The organism is Pelagerythrobacter marensis, assembly GCF_036700095.1.
Taxonomy (GTDB): Bacteria; Pseudomonadota; Alphaproteobacteria; order Sphingomonadales; family Sphingomonadaceae; genus Pelagerythrobacter; species Pelagerythrobacter marensis_A.
Map to the genome: position 1 here is coordinate 1,304,731 of NZ_CP144918.1, position 18,281 is coordinate 1,323,011.

General features: G+C 67.1%; 17 protein-coding genes and 1 tRNA gene. 11 read left to right on the forward strand and 7 right to left on the reverse strand.

What is annotated here, in order from left to right; genetic code table 11:
* Nucleotides 1-1,298: 1,298 nt before the first annotated feature.
* From V5F89_RS06035 to V5F89_RS06045, 3 genes are read right to left on the reverse strand one after another with little or no spacing between them, the layout of a single operon-like run.
* Entirely contained in the window at nucleotides 1,299-1,601 is a 303-nt protein-coding gene (locus V5F89_RS06035; RefSeq protein ID WP_338447338.1) for a polyhydroxyalkanoic acid system family protein, read from the reverse strand.
* Nucleotides 1,601-2,341, reverse strand: coding sequence for a hypothetical protein (locus V5F89_RS06040; protein WP_338447339.1), 741 nt, complete (start codon nucleotides 2,339-2,341; stop codon nucleotides 1,601-1,603). Before V5F89_RS06040 ends, V5F89_RS06035 begins: the two co-directional genes overlap by 1 nt.
* An 8-nt stretch (nucleotides 2,342-2,349) precedes the next feature.
* Nucleotides 2,350-3,561, reverse strand: a complete 1,212-nt coding sequence (locus V5F89_RS06045) for a toxic anion resistance protein (protein ID WP_338447340.1) — start codon at nucleotides 3,559-3,561, stop codon at nucleotides 2,350-2,352.
* Nucleotides 3,562-3,707: 146 nt separating this feature from the next.
* Between V5F89_RS06045 and V5F89_RS06050 the strand changes: the two genes are divergently transcribed.
* On the forward strand, nucleotides 3,708-5,255 hold the full coding sequence (locus tag V5F89_RS06050) for a TIGR00341 family protein (RefSeq protein ID WP_338447341.1): 1,548 nt from the start codon (nucleotides 3,708-3,710) through the stop codon (nucleotides 5,253-5,255).
* Between the two features lie 58 nt (nucleotides 5,256-5,313).
* On the opposite strand, the gene V5F89_RS06055 is transcribed toward V5F89_RS06050, so the two are convergent.
* Nucleotides 5,314-7,068, reverse strand: coding sequence for a fatty acyl-AMP ligase (locus tag V5F89_RS06055; RefSeq protein WP_338447342.1), 1,755 nt, complete (start codon nucleotides 7,066-7,068; stop codon nucleotides 5,314-5,316).
* Nucleotides 7,069-7,203: 135 nt separating this feature from the next.
* Between V5F89_RS06055 and V5F89_RS06060 the strand changes: the two genes are divergently transcribed.
* The 4 genes from V5F89_RS06060 to V5F89_RS06075 all read left to right on the forward strand — a co-directional run bounded on the left by V5F89_RS06060 (nucleotide 7,204) and on the right by V5F89_RS06075 (nucleotide 9,266).
* A complete protein-coding gene (locus V5F89_RS06060) occupies nucleotides 7,204-7,773 on the forward strand; it encodes a regulatory protein RecX (protein WP_338447343.1) in 570 nt (189 codons plus the stop codon).
* Nucleotides 7,774-7,793: 20 nt separating this feature from the next.
* Nucleotides 7,794-8,279, forward strand: coding sequence for a DUF192 domain-containing protein (locus V5F89_RS06065; protein ID WP_338447344.1), 486 nt, complete (start codon nucleotides 7,794-7,796; stop codon nucleotides 8,277-8,279).
* A 61-nt stretch (nucleotides 8,280-8,340) separates the two neighbouring features.
* Complete coding sequence (locus tag V5F89_RS06070; protein ID WP_338447345.1) at nucleotides 8,341-8,739, forward strand: NADH:ubiquinone oxidoreductase subunit NDUFA12; 399 nt, start codon at nucleotides 8,341-8,343, stop codon at nucleotides 8,737-8,739.
* 2 nt (nucleotides 8,740-8,741) lie between these two features.
* Entirely contained in the window at nucleotides 8,742-9,266 is a 525-nt protein-coding gene (locus V5F89_RS06075; protein WP_338447346.1) for a DUF2155 domain-containing protein, read from the forward strand.
* Here the strand turns inward: V5F89_RS06075 and aat are convergent.
* Nucleotides 9,179-9,880, reverse strand: a complete 702-nt coding sequence (aat, locus tag V5F89_RS06080) for a leucyl/phenylalanyl-tRNA--protein transferase (protein WP_338447347.1) — start codon at nucleotides 9,878-9,880, stop codon at nucleotides 9,179-9,181. The genes V5F89_RS06075 and aat overlap by 88 nt on opposite strands.
* A gap of 140 nt (nucleotides 9,881-10,020) precedes the next feature.
* On the opposite strand from aat, the gene V5F89_RS06085 reads away from it, so the two are divergent.
* Nucleotides 10,021-10,096: transfer RNA gene (locus tag V5F89_RS06085), tRNA-Trp, on the forward strand.
* Nucleotides 10,097-10,393: 297 nt separating this feature from the next.
* Here the strand turns inward: V5F89_RS06085 and V5F89_RS06090 are convergent.
* The gene (locus V5F89_RS06090) at nucleotides 10,394-11,455 is read right to left on the reverse strand and encodes a Leu/Phe/Val dehydrogenase (protein ID WP_338447348.1); all 1,062 of its coding nucleotides are present in this window, start codon (nucleotides 11,453-11,455) and stop codon (nucleotides 10,394-10,396) included.
* Nucleotides 11,456-11,583: 128 nt separating this feature from the next.
* On the opposite strand from V5F89_RS06090, the gene V5F89_RS06095 reads away from it, so the two are divergent.
* Together V5F89_RS06095 and V5F89_RS06100 are read left to right on the forward strand one after the other, a co-directional pair.
* Nucleotides 11,584-12,048, forward strand: a complete 465-nt coding sequence (locus V5F89_RS06095) for an Lrp/AsnC family transcriptional regulator (RefSeq protein ID WP_338447349.1) — start codon at nucleotides 11,584-11,586, stop codon at nucleotides 12,046-12,048.
* A 56-nt stretch (nucleotides 12,049-12,104) separates the two neighbouring features.
* Nucleotides 12,105-12,365: a hypothetical protein gene (locus V5F89_RS06100; protein ID WP_338447350.1), complete on the forward strand. Its 261-nt coding sequence runs from the start codon at nucleotides 12,105-12,107 to the stop codon at nucleotides 12,363-12,365.
* A gap of 3 nt (nucleotides 12,366-12,368) precedes the next feature.
* Here V5F89_RS06100 and V5F89_RS06105 read toward each other — a convergent pair whose 3' ends face one another.
* On the reverse strand, nucleotides 12,369-13,043 hold the full coding sequence (locus V5F89_RS06105; protein WP_338447351.1) for a queuosine precursor transporter: 675 nt from the start codon (nucleotides 13,041-13,043) through the stop codon (nucleotides 12,369-12,371).
* 128 nt (nucleotides 13,044-13,171) lie between these two features.
* Between V5F89_RS06105 and V5F89_RS06110 the strand changes: the two genes are divergently transcribed.
* From V5F89_RS06110 to V5F89_RS06120, 3 genes are all read left to right on the forward strand, one after another.
* A complete protein-coding gene (locus V5F89_RS06110) occupies nucleotides 13,172-14,479 on the forward strand; it encodes a NupC/NupG family nucleoside CNT transporter (RefSeq protein WP_338447352.1) in 1,308 nt (435 codons plus the stop codon).
* Nucleotides 14,480-14,500: 21 nt separating this feature from the next.
* Entirely contained in the window at nucleotides 14,501-15,430 is a 930-nt protein-coding gene (locus tag V5F89_RS06115; protein WP_338447353.1) for an isopenicillin N synthase family dioxygenase, read from the forward strand.
* A 231-nt stretch (nucleotides 15,431-15,661) separates the two neighbouring features.
* Nucleotides 15,662-18,130 (forward strand): TonB-dependent receptor, encoded by a 2,469-nt coding sequence (locus tag V5F89_RS06120; RefSeq protein ID WP_338447354.1) that lies wholly within the window; start codon nucleotides 15,662-15,664, stop codon nucleotides 18,128-18,130.
* Nucleotides 18,131-18,281 lie beyond the last annotated feature (151 nt).

Below are 18,281 nucleotides of genomic sequence, written 5' to 3' on the forward strand. Positions count from 1 at the left end.
CCGCCCTTTGTCAGCCGCGCCCCTTGCCATCCCTGCGCATTGTCATCCGGCCCTTGCCCCCACCTCTTGTCATCCCCGCGAAAGCGGGGATCCAGCTTCTGCCGCCGGACAATGGATCCCCGCTTTCGCGGGGATGACACAGAGAGAGTTGTGCGGGAATGACAGAGGGAATCGCTTGGGGCTGGAAGAGCGAATCGCCCGGCGATGACAGAGCGAATCGCCCGGCGATGACAGGGGGGAGTTGCGCGAGAGCGACGGGGGGACTTACGCCGCGATCACAGAAAGAACCGCGCCGGGACGGCGAACGGCCGGACTGAGGCTTCCCCCGCCCCTGCGTCTGCGCCGGCATGAGCGCGTCCACGCCGCATCCTCCGGCGGCGAACCCGGATGCGTGACGCCTGGAACTCGGATCGCGCGGCCGGTGCGGCACGCCAGGCGGCGTGCGCGCGGGTCGGGCGGTTGGCGGTTTATTCGCGAACGACCGACGGACGCGCCACGGCGTGAGGTTCGCCGCACACATCCGCTTGCCCGCCGCCGCCGCGGTGGGGCCCGGTTCGATCCCTCGATTTCCGGGACTGGCGGGCGCGGACGGCCGGGACTCGCCAAAAGTCCGCCCATGCCCCGTGGCTGATCGGCCACGCCAACGTGCGGGTGAGCCGCTGCCGGGAGACCCGGGGCTGATCGCCGGGTTCGCAAGGGCAACGGGCAGACACCGCCAACATCCATATCCCGGCTTCCGGCGGAAGGGAGCGAGCTTCCGGCTCCATGGGAGATCAACGCCCGAGCCCGAATGCATCGCACGCCAGCCGCACCGGCCGCGCCGCCGTGAGCGGGAAGGGAAGCCCCTGTCCGCGCCGGCGGAATAGAGACCTGTCGCCGTCGACAAGGCGCAGGCCCCGATCCTCGTTGCCCGGCGTTGAGGCCCACCGGGCGGGGGTGTGCATAACCCAAATGGTTCGCAATGTCAAGATCGACGTGCCGATTTGTTGCTGTTGGGGCAGGTAGGAGCAGGTGGGGCGGTTGCCCGCCCGGGAGGCGGGGGGCAGGGTTCTATCGGCGGGTGGGAGCGGGTGGCGCGGTTGGGACAAGGCCCCTCCACCACGCGCTTCGCGCGCGGTCCCCCTCCCCATCGCAAGACGATGGGGAGGAATGGGTGAGGCCGGGACCGTTCCTCCCCAACGACTTGCGTTGGGGAGGTGGCAGCCGCGCAAGCGGCTGACGGAGGGGCCCCTGCCCCAACGCCGCCCGTTCCGCGCCCCACCGGCCGGCAGGGCGCGACGACGCAAGCGCCGGGCGCGTCAGCCCTTGCCGATCAGCTTCTGGCCCTGCTGGCGCACCGCGCCCGCGATCATCGGTTCGAGGAAGCCGAGCGCGGGCGGGAGGTCGATTTCGAACACCAGCTCGCTTTCCTCGATATCGACTCGCCCGTCGAGGTTCTGGCCCATCGCGCTGATCCGCATGGTCATGCGGTTCTCGCTCGGCCAGTCGGTGGTCACTTCGGCCATGCCGCCGGGGATATGGCCGGCGATCTCGTGGCTGCGGCGGCGCATCCGTTCGCGCACGGTTTCGCGCGGAAGATCGTGCGGGATCGCGACGCGCATCAGCTTTCGTCCTTTCCAGCGCCTTCGCCGTAGCGGTAATCGAGATAGCGGTGCCGCACGGCGAGATCGTCGAGCGCGCCGTCGGCCAACTGCCGGGTGACCGAATCGATTTCGCGGCTGATCCGGCCCAGCCCTTCGGCCAGCTGCGCGTCGGGCGTGGCGCCGGCGCGTTCCTCGCCGCGCAAGTGCGCGGGCACCTTGCGATAGGAATCGATCATCTCGGGCAAGTGTTCGCCGACGAGCTGGCGCACCTCGCGCACCGCCGGATGGTCCTGGTCCACCGTTTCGAGCTGGAGCCCCAGGGCATCGAGCTGCACGCCGAGATCGTCGACGATCTTCGCCGCCGGCGGGGGCAGGGCGGGGCGCTGGTGTTCGAGCCACAGCTCGGTCCGCCCGACCAGCTCGCGCGCGCTGCCCTTGTTCAGCTCGGCCCGCCGGGGCACCTTGATTTTCGGGAAGGCGGCGAAGACCCCGACCGCGATCACGATCGCAAGGGCCGTCAGCATGACCCCGGCAAAGCCGATCCCGCCGACGATCAGCCCGGCGACCATCGCGGCCACGACGATGGCCCCGACGGCGAGCACGATACGCTTGATCTTGCCGACCAGGTGGCGCGTCTTCAGATCGGCCGATCCGCGCCCGATCGAAGCGCGCCGATGATACCCGCCGGCGCGGTTTTCCGCCAGCGAGCGGCGCGCATCGGCGAGGATGGCATCGCTGTCCCGTGTCGTGTCCGCCATGCCCGGCCCTAGCTTTCCAGAGCCAGGAGCGAGGGTTCGGAACCGACTTTGGCCTGCGCCTGCGCCTGCCCTTCGGCCCGTGCGATATAGCCTTTCGACTTCTCGACCTCCTGCCCCAGCGCGGTCACCGTCTGCTTCATCGAATCGAGCGCGCGCAGCTTGAACTGGTCGACTTCGTCCATCGTGTCGTAGATGTTCTGGAACGCGCGCTGGAGCGTTTCCAGCGGGATCGTGCTCGACGCCGCCTGCTCGTGGATCTTGCCGGTCTGTTCGCGCAGCATCGTGCTGGTCGAATCGATGATCCCGGCGGTCGTGTCGTTGAGCGCGGTGATCTGCTGCAGCACCAGCCGCTGGTTGGTCATCGCCTCGCTCACCGTCACCGCCGTGCGCAGCGCGCTTACCGTCGTCGTGCTGGCGCGGTCGACGCCTTTCACCAGTTCGACGTTGTTCTTCTTCACCAGGTCGAGCGCGAGATAGCCCTGCACGCTGACCGCCATCTGCGTCAGCAGGTCCTGCGTCCGCTGGCGGACGTAGAACAGCGCGGTCTCGCGGATTGCCTTGGCCTTGGCCGGGTCGGTCGCGTCGAGTTCCGCCGCCTTGTCCTCCAGCCGCTGGTCGAGCGTCTGGGAAATGTGGATCATCTGTTCCAGATTGCCCATTGCTTCCCACAATTTGGCACGCTCGACGTCGATCGCGGCATTGTCCATCAGCAGCTCGTCCTTGCCGTTGGCGAGCTTGGACAGGATTTCCTGGATATGCGTCTGCGCGCTCTGGTAGCTGCGGAAATAGTCGTTCAGCTTGTTGCCGAAGGGAATGATGCCGAGCAGCTTTTTCGGCCCCGTCAGCTTGCCCCGGCGCGAGGGGTCCAGCTCTTCCACCGTGCGGCGCAGCTCGGCCAGATTGGCGCCGACCCCTTCGTCCTTGTCCATCGCCCGGACCGGGCGGTCGAGAAAGCGGTTCGAATGCTGCGAGGCGGCCATGATCTCCTTGCGGCCCATATTGGTGATCTGGTCGACCTTGGTTCCGAATTCGGGCGAATTGGCGTCCACCGAAACGAGATCGGCGACAAAGGCGTCGACTTTCTCGTCCAGCTTTGATTTCTTCTCCTCGCTCACCGGCACCAGGCCGGCGGCCTTTTCCGGGGCGACCTGCGGCACCGGATCGGGCGGGGTCAGTTCCAGGTCGGTTTCGGTCGCCGTGGCGGTCTGATTCGTGGCCATACCTGCTTTTCGCTCCTCGCGGGCCGCCTGTCCGGCCCTTCGCATAGTGTATTAATGGCGTAAGACACGAAATTCAACAATCGCGCCCGGTGCGGTCTTGCGAATGTCGGCTTTTTTCATGCCAAGGCAAGCGCTAAAGACCGCTGATGGACGGTGAGACGACAGGCGAGAAAGGCCGCCCGGCGGGCGAGGTCGCGGCGGCGGTCCGAAACCCCCAGTGGTCGTTCCTGCGCGTGGTGGTGAGCTTTCGCCGCTGGTGGCGCGAAATGGTGGTCGGCACGGTCGAGCAGGGCGAGGTGATCGCCCGGCGGCGCGAAGAATGCGCGCTGTCCTCGCGCTATCTGTTCATGACCGCGATGTCGGCGGGGATCGCCGTTCTCGGCCTGCTGCTTTCCTCCCCCGCGGTGGTGATCGGCGCGATGCTGCTCTCGCCGCTGATGGACCCGATCATGGGCCTCGGTTTCGCGCTGGCGATCGGCGACTATCGCTGGCTGCGCCAGTCGGCCCGCTCGCTGGCCTGGGGCACGGCGATGGCGGTCGGCCTGTGCGCGGTAATCGTGTTCATGTCGCCGCTGCAGGACATCACGCCCGAGATCGCCTCGCGCACGCGGCCGAACCTGTTCGACTTGCTGGTGGCGCTGTTTTCCGCGCTTGCCGGGGCCTATGCCATGATCCGCGGGCGCGAGGGGACGATCGTCGGCGTCGCCATCGCCACCGCGCTGATGCCGCCGCTGGCGGTGGTCGGCTTCGGGCTGGCGACGGCCAACTGGACGGTCTTCTGGGGCGCGCTGCTGCTCTATATCACCAACTTCGTGACCATCGCGCTCACCGTCTGGGCGATGGCCCGGCTTTATGGCTTCAGCGTCACGCTGACCGAGCGCCAGTCGCGCTGGCAGAACTTCGTGCTCGGCGCGGTTTTCGTCGCGCTGGTCGTGCCGCTCGGCCTCTCGCTGCGCCAGATCGCCTGGGAAGCGGCCGCGGCGCGCCAGGTGCGGAGCGAACTGGCGCAGAATTTCGGCAGCGCGGCGCGCCTCTCGCAGCCCGAGATCGAGTTCGATACCGAACCGATGCGCGTTTCGGCCTTCGTCTGGACCACCCGGCTGCAGCCCGATGCCGAAGTGCGGGCGGAGGAAAGCCTGGCGCGGCGGCTGGGCACGCCGGTCGATGTCCAGCTCAAGCAGTTCCTGGTGCGCGACGAACAGAGCGCCGAAGAAGCGCAGCTCGCTTCGGCCAAGGAAGCGGAGGAGAGGGCGGCGCGCGACCGGCTCGACGATCTCGCCACGCGGCTGGCGGTGGCGGCGGGGACCAGCGAGGACGACGTCCTGCTCGACCGGCAGCGCCGCCGGGCGCTGGTGCGCGCCGAGCCGCTGCCGGGGGCGGGCCTGGCGGCATATGCCGCGCTCGAACGCCGGGTCGCCGCGACCGAGCCGGAATGGCGGATCGAGCTGGTGCCGCCGGTTTCGGCCCTGCCGCCGATCGCTTTCGAGGGCGAGGAGCCCGATGCCGCCGCGCGCGAGGCGATCGCCCTGGCGGGCTGGGCCGCGCGCCGGCTGGGCCGTCCGCTGATCGTCTCCGGCCCCGAAGCGCGCGCCGAAGCGGTCCGCGCGCTTCTGGCCGAGCAGGGGGCGGAGGCGCGCCTCGGCGAAACCGGTGGCACGCTGCGGCTGGCCTGGGGCGACTTCGCGGCGGAGTGAGGCAGCTCCCCTCCGAAGCCCCGCCCGCCTTTCCCGTTCGCCGGCCCGGTCTGCGCCGTCAGGCCGCCTGCATCAGCGAGAGCGGCTGGATTTCCCCGGCAAGGTAGAGCCGCTTGGCCTTGGCCCGGCTGAGCTTGCCCGAACTGGTGCGCGGCAGGGTGCGCGGGGGCACCAGTTCGACCACGCAGTTCATGCCGGTGATCGAGCGGACCTTGTCGCGGATCTGCTCGTGCAGGCGCACCCGCTCTTCCGGGTCGGAGACGCGGCAATGGACGAGCACCGCGGGCGCTTCCTCACCGTTCTCGGTCTCGACCGCGAAGGCCGCGATGTCGCCGTGGTTGAAGCCGGGCAATTGCTCCACCGCCCACTCGATGTCCTGCGGCCAGTGGTTCTTGCCGTTGATGATGATCATGTCCTTCGCCCGGCCGACGATGAACAGATAGCCGCCCGCCATGTAGCCCATGTCGCCGGTGTCGAGCCAGACATCGCCGTTTTCCCTGGCGACCAGGCAGTCGCGGGTCGCTTCCTCGTTGCGGAAATAGGAATGCATCACGCTCTTGCCGCGGCACCAGACTTTGCCGATCTTGTGATCGCCCTTGGCCTTCCCGTCTTCCCCGCGGATCTCGACTTCCATGCCGGGCAGCGGCTTGCCGCAGTTGACGATCGCGCGATAGCGGGCCGGGCGCGAGAAATCGGCGCGGGTGCCGGAAAGCCGCTCTTCCTCCACCAGTTCGACGCGGATGCCTTCGCCCGGAGGCATGACGGTAACGGCCAGGGTCGCTTCCGCCAGGCCGTAAGACGGGGTGAAGGCACTGGCGCGAAAGCCCGCATCGGCGAAAGCGTTGACGAAATTCTGCATCACGTCGGGCCGGATCATGTCCGCCCCGTTGCCCGCGGTGCGCCAGCGCGAGAGGTCGAAGCGTTCGGCGACGCTGCTCTGGCTGGAGATCCGGCGCGCGCAGATGTCGTAGCCGAACGTGGGGGAGTAGGAGAGCGTGTTGCCCTTGTTGCGGCTGATCAGATCGAGCCAGGCGAGCGGGCGGCGCGCGAAATGTTCGGTCTTGAGATAATCGACCGAAGCCTGGTTGGCGATCGGCGAGAGGAAACAGCCGACCAGGCCCATGTCGTGATACCACGGCAGCCACGACACCACGCGGTCGTTTTCGCCCAGGTCCACCGCGGTCGCGTGGCCGAACAGGTTGTGCAGCAGCGCCTCGTGCGTCACCGCCACTCCGGTCGGAAAGCGGGTCGAGCCGGACGAATACTGGAGATAGCAGATGTCGCCCGGCTTCGCTTCGGGCAGTTCGCACTCCGGCGCGGCGCGCTCGGCAAAGCTGCCCCAGTCGATCCCTTCGCACCCTTGCCGCCGGGCCGCGGCCTGCGCCATCTCGGCGATCTCGGGGGGGTAGATCAGCATCTTGGGATCGCAGCTTTCGAGCTGCACCGCGAGCTGGTCGATATAGCTTTCCTTGCCGCCGAAGCTGGTCGGCAGGGGCAGCGGCACCGGCCAGGCCCCGGTATAGACGCAGGCGCAGAACAGGGCCGCGAATTCCGGCCCGGTTTCGGCGACCAGCGCAACGCGATCCTCTTTCCCGATCCCCGCCGCGACCAGCCGGCGCGCCATCGCCAGGGCATCCTCGCGCATCTCGCGATAGGGATAGGGCCGCTGGAGCGTGCCGCGCATATCGTGGAAATTGAGCCCCTTCTCGCTCCGCGCGGCATAGTCGACCGCCTCGTTGAAGGTCGCGAAGTCCGACCGGCGGCGCGGCAGAGCGCAGTCGTTCGGGGTCGGAAGCAGGTTGGTTTCTGTCATGTTTGGAGGTGTTACCCGTCATTTGCGCGCAACATGGCGCGTGCATTGTCCCCTATAAGCGACGCTCTTTATCCCGTGCCCGGCGACGTTTCAAACTTTCCCATTTCCTAACGAGTGTGGCACGAATAAGGCCGCATGGTCGACCACACGATGAACAAGCGGCGAACACGCCGTGCGCCAGGGCCGCTCGATCCCGCCCGGATCGAGGAACTGGCGCTCGGCTATGTCGCCCGTTTCGCCACCAGCACGGCCAGGCTGGAAGCCTATCTGACGCGCAAGCTGCGCGAGCGGGGGTGGGAGGGGGAGGAGCAGCCCGATCCCGCCGCGATCGCCGCGCGTTTCGCAGCGCGCGGCTATATCGACGACGAAAGCTATGCCCGCAGCCGGGCCGAAGGACTGCTGCGGCGCGGATACGGCGCTCGCCGGATCGACGAGACGCTGCGCGGCGCCGGGATCGACGATGCGCTGCGCGGCGCGGTCGAGCCGGGGGAGGGCGCGCGCCGCGCGGCCGCCCTGCGGCTGGCGCGCAAGCGGCGCTTCGGCCCCTTCGCCCCCGAACCGCCCGACCGCGACCGGCGCGAGAAGCAGATTGCGGCGCTGGTGCGCGCGGGGCATGGATTCGACATCGCGCGCGCGGTAGTGAACGCGGCAGGCACGGAAGAGGCGGAGCAATGGGCCGCCGAAGCTCAAGCCGAAGACTGCTAGGAGATCGACCGATGCGCCGCATGATGTCCGTTTTCGTTCTGGCGCTCGCCGCCGCCTGTTCGCCGCCGGCCGGTGCGGGCGGGGCCGCGACGGCCACCCCCGGGGCGGAGGCGGCGGAAAGGCGGCACCCGGTGTCGGGGCTGGAAGTCGTCGATCTGGCGGTCGTGACCGGCGAGGGGCGGCACGTCTTCGCCGTCGAAGTCGCCAGGACGGCGCAGGAACAGGCGCGCGGGCTGATGTTCCGCACCGAGCTGGGGCCGAACGAAGGAATGCTGTTCCCGCGCAACCCGCCCGATATCGCCAGCTTCTGGATGAAGAACACGCCGCTGCCGCTGGACATTATCTTTATCGGCGAGGACGGGCGGATCATCAACATCGCCGCGCGCACCGTGCCCTATTCGCTCGATCCCGTGGGGGCCGCCGGATTGACGAGCGCCGTGCTGGAGCTTCGCGGCGGCCGGGCGGCCGAACTGGGGATCGAACCGGGCGACCGGGTCGAATGGTAATGCCGCGTCGCTGCGATTGCGCGCTTGGCCGCGCGGGCCGAATCGGCTAACCGCCCGCTTCATGAAATTCCTGGCCAAGATCTTCACCTGGTGGGATGGCGCGACCATCGGCACGCTGCTGCACAGCTGGCGCCATGGCGAGCATGTCGGCACCGATGCGCAGGGCAACCGCTATTACCGTTCGCGCCGGAAATCGTCCGACGGGCGCGAGCGGCGCTGGGTGATCTACGACGGATCGAACGACGCGAGCCGGGTGCCGCCCGAATGGCACGGCTGGCTGCACGGCGCATTCGACGACGTGCCCGAAAGCTATCTGCCCCCCGCGCGGATCTGGGAAGCGGACTATACCCCCAATGCCACCGGCACGCCGGCGGCCTATCTGCCGCAAGGGGCGCTGCAGCGCGGCGGCCGGCGGGCGGCGGCGACAGGCGATTACGAAGCGTGGTCGCCGGACAGTTGAACATGCGCGCACTGGCCGCCATGCTCCCTCTCGCGGTGGCCATGGCCGGTTGCGCCCAGGAGCCGCCGGCGCCCGAGCCGGTCGAAACCGAAGTGCCCGAAGAGCTTGCCACGCCCCAGGCGCCCGAGGTCGTGCAGGAGAGCAGCGAAGGGACGCCGATGGAGGAGCGTGTGGCAACGCTCGGACTGCTCAACAAGCGCAACAATCTGTCGCAGGACCTCGAAATGAAGCCGGGCGAATCGCGCCGGGTGGGCGACGTGATCGTCCGCCTCGCGGCGTGCGAGCGCACCGCCCCCTGGGAAATGCCGCGCGAGACGGGGGCCTTTGTCCAGGTCCTGGTGCGCAATGCCGCGTCTTCGGGCGAGGGCCAGTGGCAAAAGATCTTCTCCGGCTGGCTGTTCCGCAACTCCCCCAGTCTCAATGTTGTCGAGCACCCGATCTACGACGTCTGGGTGAAAGACTGCGCGATGAGCTTTCCGGGCGAGGACGACGGAGCCGCCTCCGCCTCCGCCAATAGCGCCGAATAGGCTTCGGGAAGGCTCTGTCCCGGCGCGCCGCGCGCTTCTGCGAGCAGCGCGCGGTAGCGCGGCTGCGGGATTTCCACCGCGCCCAGCGAGGCGAGGTGCGCGGTCATGAACTGGCAATCGAGCAAAACGAATCCCGCGCGCCGCATCAGCGCGACGAGCCAGGCAAGCGCGACTTTCGATGCGTTGTCGGCCCGGCTGAACATGCTTTCGCCGCAGAACGCCCGGTCCACCGCGAGGCCGTAGAGCCCGCCGACCAGTTCGTCGCCGCGCCAGCATTCGATCGAATGGGCATGGCCCTGGCCGTGCAAGGCGGCGAAGCTCGCCTCTATCCGGTGGCTGATCCAGGTCCCCTCGTGGTCGTCGCGCGGGGCGGCGCAGGCGCGCAGGACATCCTCGAACGCCGCGTTGCAGGTGACCGTATAGGCCCCGCGCCGCAGGACCTTGCGCAGCGATCGCGCGCAGCGGAACCCGTCCAGCGGGATGATCGCGCGCCGGCGCGGCTCGACCCAGAACAGCGCGTCGTCGTCGCGACTGTCGGCCATCGGGAAAATGCCGTTGCGATAGGCGTGCAGCAGCAGGTCGGGCGGGATCGGGCCTTGCGCGGGCGCGTGCATGATCCGCTGCCTTTACCGCCCGCGCGGCCCGGTGCCTAGGGCGCGCGCGGCGGCCCGCACCGTGCGTGCGGCGCGCCCGGCCCGCGTTCGCGCCGCCTTGCCATCGCCCGCGCTTGGCTCTAGAGGGCGGCTCCGCCTGCAGGGGTGTAGCTCAGTTGGTAGAGCATCGGTCTCCAAAACCGAGGGCCACGGGTTCGAATCCTGTCACCCCTGCCAGGCGATGTCCTCCATGCCGACAGACCGTGTCGCCGCTGCGCTGTCCCCCGTGGTGCAGCGTGTCGCATTCCACCGATAGGACCGCGAACGTCTCGCCCAGACCGGCGGCGACGATTGCCGCCTGCTGCGGGTCCAGGCCGGCGATATGCGCCTCGATCCGGCATCCGTCGCCCTCGCGCCGGGCCGCAAGCGCGATGGGGACGAGGGCGCGCCGGGCGAAGGCGCCGACCACGCGGGGAAGCGTTTCGGGATCGGCCAGAGCGTGGATGCGAAAGCGGTGCATTGCAACGCGGCGGGCTATGCCGCTGCCGTCGCCGGCCGCCGCGCCCCCGCGATGACCTCTTCGGCCAGGTCGTCGGCAACTGCAGCGGGCGAGCGACCTTCGCGAGCGGCGCGTTCGAGCAGGGCGACGACCCGCGGAGCGATCGCCGCCACGCGCCGGCCGACATCGGCCGCGTCCTCGCCCAGATACTCGGCCGAAACGCTGATGATCCCGCCCGCGTTGGCGACGTAATCGGGCACGTAGGCAATGCCGCGCCGGCGCAGCGTCTCCGCCACCTCGGGCCGGGCGAGCTGGTTGTTCGCGGCACCGCAGACGAGCCGCGCGGCGATCCGTTGCGCACTGCGCGCGTCGAGCACGCCGCCGAGGGCGCAGGGCGCGAAGACATCCGCCTCCGCCCCGACGATGGCGTCGACGTCCACCACTTTCGCGCCGTGCAGCGCGCGCAGGTTTTCGCAGCGGTCCGGGTCGACATCGGCGACGACCAGCCGCGCGCCGGCTTCGGCCAGGCGGCGGCACAGGTCCGCGCCGACATGGCCGACGCCCTGAACGGCGACGGTCAGGTCGCCGAGATCGCGTTCCAGGGCAAAGGCCGCCGCTTCGCGGATCGATTCGAACACGCCCTGCGCGGTCCACGGCGACGGATCGCCCCCGGCCCGCCCGTCCCTGGCCGGCAGGCCGGCGACATGGCGCGTGGCGCGGGCGACGTCCTGCATGTCGGCGACCGAGGTGCCGACATCTTCCGCCGTTACGTAGGTGCCGCGCAGCTCGGCGACCGCCTTGCCGAAGGCATGAAACAGGCGGGCGCGGTCGAAATCGCCCTCGGGCCGGCGCAGGACCGCTTTGGCCCCGCCGAGGGGGAGACCGGCGAGCGCGTTCTTGTAGCTCATCCCCTCGGCCAGCCGCAGCGCGTCGGCCCGCGCCCGATCCATGTCGGGATAGCTCCAGAAACGGCAGCCGCCCGCGCCCGGGCCGAGCGCCGTCGAATGGATCACGATCACGCCTTCCAGCCGGCTTTCGGGATCGTGCAGCGGCACGCACTGGACGGGCGGTGTCAGGCGGGTGGGGTGGGTAACCATTGCAAGCGTCTCCATTTTTCGCTGGCCGGAGTATTGCACCGCGGCGCCGAACAATCCGCGTCCCGATGGCACCCGAAATCGGCTGATGGTGGATGGATTATCCTGCAATTCAGGAATATGGGGCATGGATGACCCAGCTTGACCGATTCGAAATAAAGATTCTCCGCGAATTGCAACGGGACGCGAATCAAACCACGGCGCAGATTGCCGAGCGGGTGGGGCTTTCGCCTTCGCCCTGCTGGCGCCGGATCGACCGGCTCGAGCGCGAAGGCTATATCCGCAAGCGGATCGCGGTGGTCGACCGGCGCAAGGTCGGGCTCAACGCCCATGTCTTCGCGCAAGTGAAGCTCAACGCCCACGGGCGCGCCAATCTCGACGAATTCAGCGCCGCGATCCGCGCCTTTCCCGAAGTGCTCGACGCCTATGTCCTGATGGGCACGATGGATTTCATGCTGCGGATCGTGGCCAGGGACATCGATGCGTACGAGCGGTTCTTCTTCGAGCATCTGAGCAAGCTTTCGGGCGTGCAGGAAATCCACTCCACCGTCGCGCTGTCCGAAATCAAGGCGACCAACGAATTGCCCCTGGGATAGCGTTGCCGGGCGCGGCCGCGCTTGCCGGCCGCGCCGCCGCGTCTTAAGCCCGCGCGATGGAATTCGACGACCTTCTGCGGCGCTATTTCGCGACCGACGATATTGCCGCGGCAAGCCCCGCGGTGCTGGCGGCGGGGATCGAGCGCTGCCAGGTCGACCTGGGGCTGGAGCGGGACGCGGGCAAGCGTTTCGCGCTCTGGGCGCTTCTGCACATGCTCGGCGCCGCGCCCGACCTCGACGTCGCGTTCGAGGACGAGGCCGCGCGCGAGGCCGCGCGCAATTTCATGGACCTGCTCGACGCGACCAGGCCGTCGTAGCCGTCAGGCGGCGCGGTCGAGCCGGCGGGCGACTTTGACCGCGATCGCGATCAGCAGCGGCACGAGCACCAGCGAGAGCACGATCTTGGCCAGGGCCTGGCCCGCGATCAGCGAGCCGATCTCGCGCTCTCCGCCGAAGGCGAGAGTGATGAAGATGACCGAATCGATCGCCTGGCTGAGCGCTGAGGCGACAGCGCCGCGGATCATCAACCCGATATTGCCCTGCGCCTCTTCGCTGCCGCGCAGGCGCGAGAAGATCCAGACATTGAGCAGCAGCGAGACGAGATAGGCAACCGGCCCCGCGGCCATGATCCGCGGGGTCGTGGCATGGATCAGCTGGAACGCCTCCAGCCCTTCGGGCCACATCGCCGGATCGGCCGGCAGGCGCAGGACCAGCAGGATGAGGACGATCGACACGGCCAGCGGCAGGAAGCCCCAGACCACCAGCCGGTTCGCCGCCGCGGAGCCGTGGACTTGCGCGGTCGCGCTCGACAGCACGACGAGCACGAGAAAGGCGAAGATGCCCGCCTCCACTCCCAGCCCGGTTGGCCAGAGCATGACCTGCTTCACTGCCAGGAACCCGGCCAGCACCGTCATCCCGCCGTAAAGCAGGGCGAAGACGAACAGCGAACGGGGCAGGGAAGCGGCGGGGACATGGCTGTCGGGGGTGTCGTGCATCGCCCCGGATTATGGGCTGGCGGGCGAAAAGGGAAGCGTGGCCAAAGCGGCGTGCGCGTTTGACTGTGGATGCCCGGCAGGCAAGAGAGGGACATTGCCCTGTCGCGAGCAAACGGATTCTCACCCCTATGCACCCAGTCGTTGCCAGCCTGCTCGGGATCGTCGCGATCCTGGCGATCGCGGTCCTGCTTTCCACGGCGCGGCGGCGGATTCGGTTGCGGATCGTGGTCGCGGCCTTCGCGCTCCAGGCGCTGCTCGCCTTCCTCGTCCTGCAAACACCCTGGGGGCGGGCCGCGATCAGGGGGATGAGCGACGGGGTCGCGGCGCTGCTGTCCTATGCCGATGCGGGCACGGCCTTCCTGTTCGGGGCCGACAATCCGCTGGCCAACACGTTCGCGCTGGGCGCCCTGCCGGTGATCGTGTTCTTCGCCTCGCTCGTCTCGATCCTCTATCACCTCGGCATCATGCAGCGGATCGTGCGCTGGGTCGGCGGGGCGATCGGCTGGGTCACCGGGATCAGCCGGGTCGAATCGCTCGGTGCCGCAGCCAATATCTTCGTCGGCCAGAGCGAGAGCCCGCTGGTCGTGCGCCCCTATCTCGCCGCGCTCGCGCCCAGCCGCCTGTTCACGCTGATGAGCGTGGGCATGGCCGGCGTCGCGGGCACGATCCTGGCCGCCTATGCCGGGCTGCTGGGCGCCGAATACCTGCCTTTCCTGCTCGCCGCCGCCTTCATGTCCGCCCCCGGCGGCATCCTGATGGCCAAGATCATCATGCCCGACGAGGACGAGGCTTCGCCCGAGGCGGAAGGCGAGATCGCCCTGCCGCGCACACGGATCAGCGCCGAAGGCCCGGCAGCGATCACCGAAGGGGGCAAGGCGCATGAAGTCGAAGTGGCCGAGACGTTCGAGGAAGGTCAGCGCCCCGCGAATGTGATCGAAGCGGCTGCCCAGGGCGCGCAGACCGGCGTGAAGCTGGCGGTGGCGGTCGGCGCGATGGTGCTCGCCTTCGTCGCGCTCGTCGCGCTTGCCAACGGCCTGCTGGGCGCGGTCGGCGGCTGGTTCGGCATGCCCGAGCTGTCGTTCCAGATGGCGCTCGGCTGGCTTTTCTCGCCGGTCATGTTCCTGATCGGCGTGCCGTGGGAAGAGGCGGGCGTCGCCGGCGGCCTGTTCGGGACGAAGATCGTGCTCAACGAATTCGTTGCCTTCATCGAGCTGGGGCAGATCGACACGCTGACCGAGCGCAGCCGGGCGATCGTGACGTTCGCGCTGTGCGGTTTCGCCAATTTTTCCTCGATCGCCATCCAGATGGCGGTTACGGGCGGGCTTGCACCGAATCAGCGCCCCGTCATCGCGAAGCTCGGCCTGCGCGCGCTCGCCGCGGGCAGCTTGGCCAATCTGATGAGCGCGGCGCTGGCCGGCCTGTTCCTGCCCTATTGAGCCGCGTATAGAGGCTTGCCCATGTCCGATATCGCTTCCGTTTCCATCGCCCGTCCGCTGAGCGAGGTCGCCGCCGAGATCGGCCGCAGTTTCGAGGAATACGGCTTCGCGGTGATCCGCGACCACGGCATCCCGGCCGACCTGATCGCGCGGGCGGAAGACTTGTCGAAGGCGTTCTTCGCGCTGCCCGACGCGGTCAAGCGCCAGTATCACATCCCCGGCGGGGGCGGCGCGCGCGGCTATACCCCGTTCGGCACCGAGAAGGCGAAAGACGCCGAGGTCCACGATCTGAAGGAATTCTGGCACGTCGGCCGCACACTGCCCGAAGGGCACCCGCTGTCGGAATTCATGGCGCCCAATGTCTGGCCGCGCGAGATCGACGGGTTCGAGGAGACGTTCGAAGCGCTCTATGCCGCGTTCGAGCAAGCCGGGGGCCGTGTGCTGGAAGCGATCGCGCTGCACCTGGGGCTGGAACGCACCTGGTTCGCGCCGACGGTGGAAGACGGCAACTCCGTCATGCGTCTGCTCCACTATCCGCCGCTCTCCGGGGCCGACGCAGAAGGCGCGATCCGCGCCGCCGCGCATGGCGACATCAACACGATCACGCTGCTGCTCGGCGCGGAAGAGGCGGGGCTGGAACTGCTGACCGCCAGCGGCGAGTGGAAAGCGATCGACGTGCCGGAAGGCGCGCTGGTGGTGAACATCGGCGACATGCTGGAACGGCTGACCAACGGCAAGCTGCGCTCGACCACCCACCGCGTGGTCAACCCGCGCGGCGAAGCGGCCTATCGCTCGCGCTATTCGATGCCCTTCTTCCTCCATTTCCGGCCCGATTTCACGATCGAGACGCTGGAAAGCTGCATCGACCCCGATGCCCCCGGCGATCGGCCCGAGCCGATCTCCAGCCACGACTTCCTGATGCAGCGCCTGCGTGAGATAAACCTCGCCTGATTCGGCCTTATCGCGGGCCGGGACCCGATTTCTCGATATTGTTGCATTGCAGCAACAGCCCGAAATTCCCGGAATTCCGCCATTCCCGAGGTCGGGGGGATAGGGCGGCGGCGGCCAGGCCACCACTGTCACTTTTCGGTAACAAAACCGACTTCCTAGCGTCGCGGTTCGAAACTATCGGGCCGGCAGTCACTTTCATCTGCCCACCGAGCCTCACCGAAGGAACCGTACATGAAGCTCAAATATTTGCTCGCCGCCAGTGTCGTCAGCCTGTCCGCATCGGCGCTCATGCCGACCGTGGCCCAGGCGCAGTCGACCGGCTCCGTCGATTTCGAAGACACCGAGATCATTGTCACCGGCAGCCGCGAAACGGATGTCGGCGGTGTCGATATTCCCGCAACACCCAAAGCGCGCGTCGAAATCCAACGCGAATTGATGCTGCGGCAAACGCCGGGCCAAACAGTCAATGACATCATCAATCTGGTGCCCGGTGTCAGCTTCACCAATAATGACCCGTTCGGTTCGCTGGGCGGCAACTTCACCATCCGAGGTTTCGGTTCGGACCGGATTTCGCAGACGGTTGACGGCATCCCGCTCAACGACTCAGGCAATTATGCCCTCTACACGAACCAGCAGCCTGACCCCGAAACGCTTGAATCCGTGACGGTGTCTCTCGGCTCCACCGACGTCGATAGCCCCACCGCCTCGGCTGTTGGTGGCACGATAAATATCCGCACCCTGATGCCGCGCGACGAGTTCGGCGCGATGGCCTCGGTCAGCTACGGCGATCTCGTTGCGCGCGGCGATCCTGGCAGCCGTCCGTTCCACCGCGTGTTCGGAATGATCCATACCGGCGACATTACCGGCGCCGGCACCAAGGCGTGGTTCTCCGCCTCGCGCGCGGTCAATGATAGTACGTTCTCGAACTACGGCGGCGTCAACAAGCAACAGTACAACGGCCGGATTTATCAGGAGCTTGGCGCAAACGGCGATTTCATCGCGATTGCCGGGCACTACAATCAGAACCGGAATAACTTCAACGGCTCTCCGAACAGAAACAGCGACTTCTCGCTGGAGCCGGAAGATCGTTTCTACGACCTTTATGATGGTACCCCCTGCACGACCGCTCCTGCAGTGGAAGGCGAAGTCGATACGCCGAACAGCTGCGGCTCGCCGTTCGAGCGTCGGTACAATCCATCCAACACCGGCAATATCCGCGGCAGCTCGCGCTTTACCCTGTCTGACGGACTCGTGCTCACCGTCGACCCGAGCTACCAGTACGTTAAGGCGAATGGCGGCGGCACGAGCATCGGGATCGAAGGCACGAGTTCCGAAGGCTTCACCGGTGTAATGTTTGATACCGTGCCCTTCGTCAGCAGCCGGGGTGCGGTGTACTACTTCGCTGGCGATCGCGATCTGAACGGCGACGGGGATACGCTCGACGCAGTGCGTATTCTTTCGCCCAGTCAGACCCAGACTCATCGTTACGGGGTCATCGCAAATATCGCATACGACATCAGCGACAATCACCGCGTCCGTTTTGCTTACACCTACGATCGAGCGCGACATCGCCAGACGGGGCAAGCCGGTTTCCTTTATCCGAGCGGCGAACCTGCGGACGTGTTTCCGATCAACGACCCCATCCTCGACGATGGCGGCAATCAGCTGAACAAGCGAAATCGGCTTTCCTATGCGACGCTGCATCAGGTTTCCGGCGAATATCGTGGTGAGTTTTTCGATGACGATCTCGTTGTTTTGCTGGGAGGGCGCATGCCGTTCTTCGAGCGTGACCTGAACCAGTACTGCTTCACGACCTCTTCGAGTGGTTTTGTGGATTGCGTTTCGCCTGAAGATCAAGCCGGCTATGCGGCGGCCAACCCGAATGCGGCGTTGCCGACCTCGCGGGTGTTCAAGTACGACAAGTTCCTGCCGAACGTCGGCTTCACGTACAATTTCACCGATGCGGCAAGCATTTTTGCCAGCTACGCCAAGAACCTCTCGGTTCCGGGAACTGACGCTCTTTACGGGGCGCTCTACTTCGACGAATCCGATCCTGCAGCGCAGCCTGCGCCTGAAACATCGGACAGCTTCGACTTGGGACTGCGGTACCAGAGCGGCATTGTGCAAGCGCAGATCTCGGGCTGGTACACCAAGTATCAAGACCGACTGGCCTCGGCTTACAGCCTCGAATGCGACTGCTCGGTCACTCGCAACCTAGGCGAGGTGGAAAAGTACGGTATCGATGGGTCGATCGCGGTCCAGCCGATCCCGCAATTGCTCGCCTACGTCTTCGGTTCCTATCAGGACTCGGAGATCAAGGAAGATGTTTTGCTCGGAGAGGATGAAGTCGCACAGACGGCTGGCAAGCGTGAATCGGGTGTCCCAGAGTACACCTACGGCGCCCGCCTCCAGGCCACCCTTGGCGCGTTCGAAATCGGCGCCCAGGTCAAACGCACTGGTTCGCGTTTCCTGAACGATATCAATACGATAACCCTGCCTGGCTACACCGTAGCTGACCTCGACCTGCGCTATTCGCTCGCAGACGCCGGACTCGATCGGTCCTACCTGCAGCTTAATGTCACCAATCTCTTCGACGAGGTGTACATCGGCTCTGCCCCGACCGATCTTGTCAGCGAATCGGAGTACGTGAACATTGGCGCACCGCGTACGGTCGTAGCTTCGCTGATCGTTGGTTTCTGATGTAAGCGGCAACTACTACAAAAAACTACAAAAACGCGGCGGCGTCCCTCGCGGGGCGCCGCCGCTTTTTTCTTGTCTCTCGCGTCTGGTTCTGTCCCAATTGCGTCCGGGAACCGCGCAGGCCCGCCGCGGATTTGGCGGGAGGGAGGAT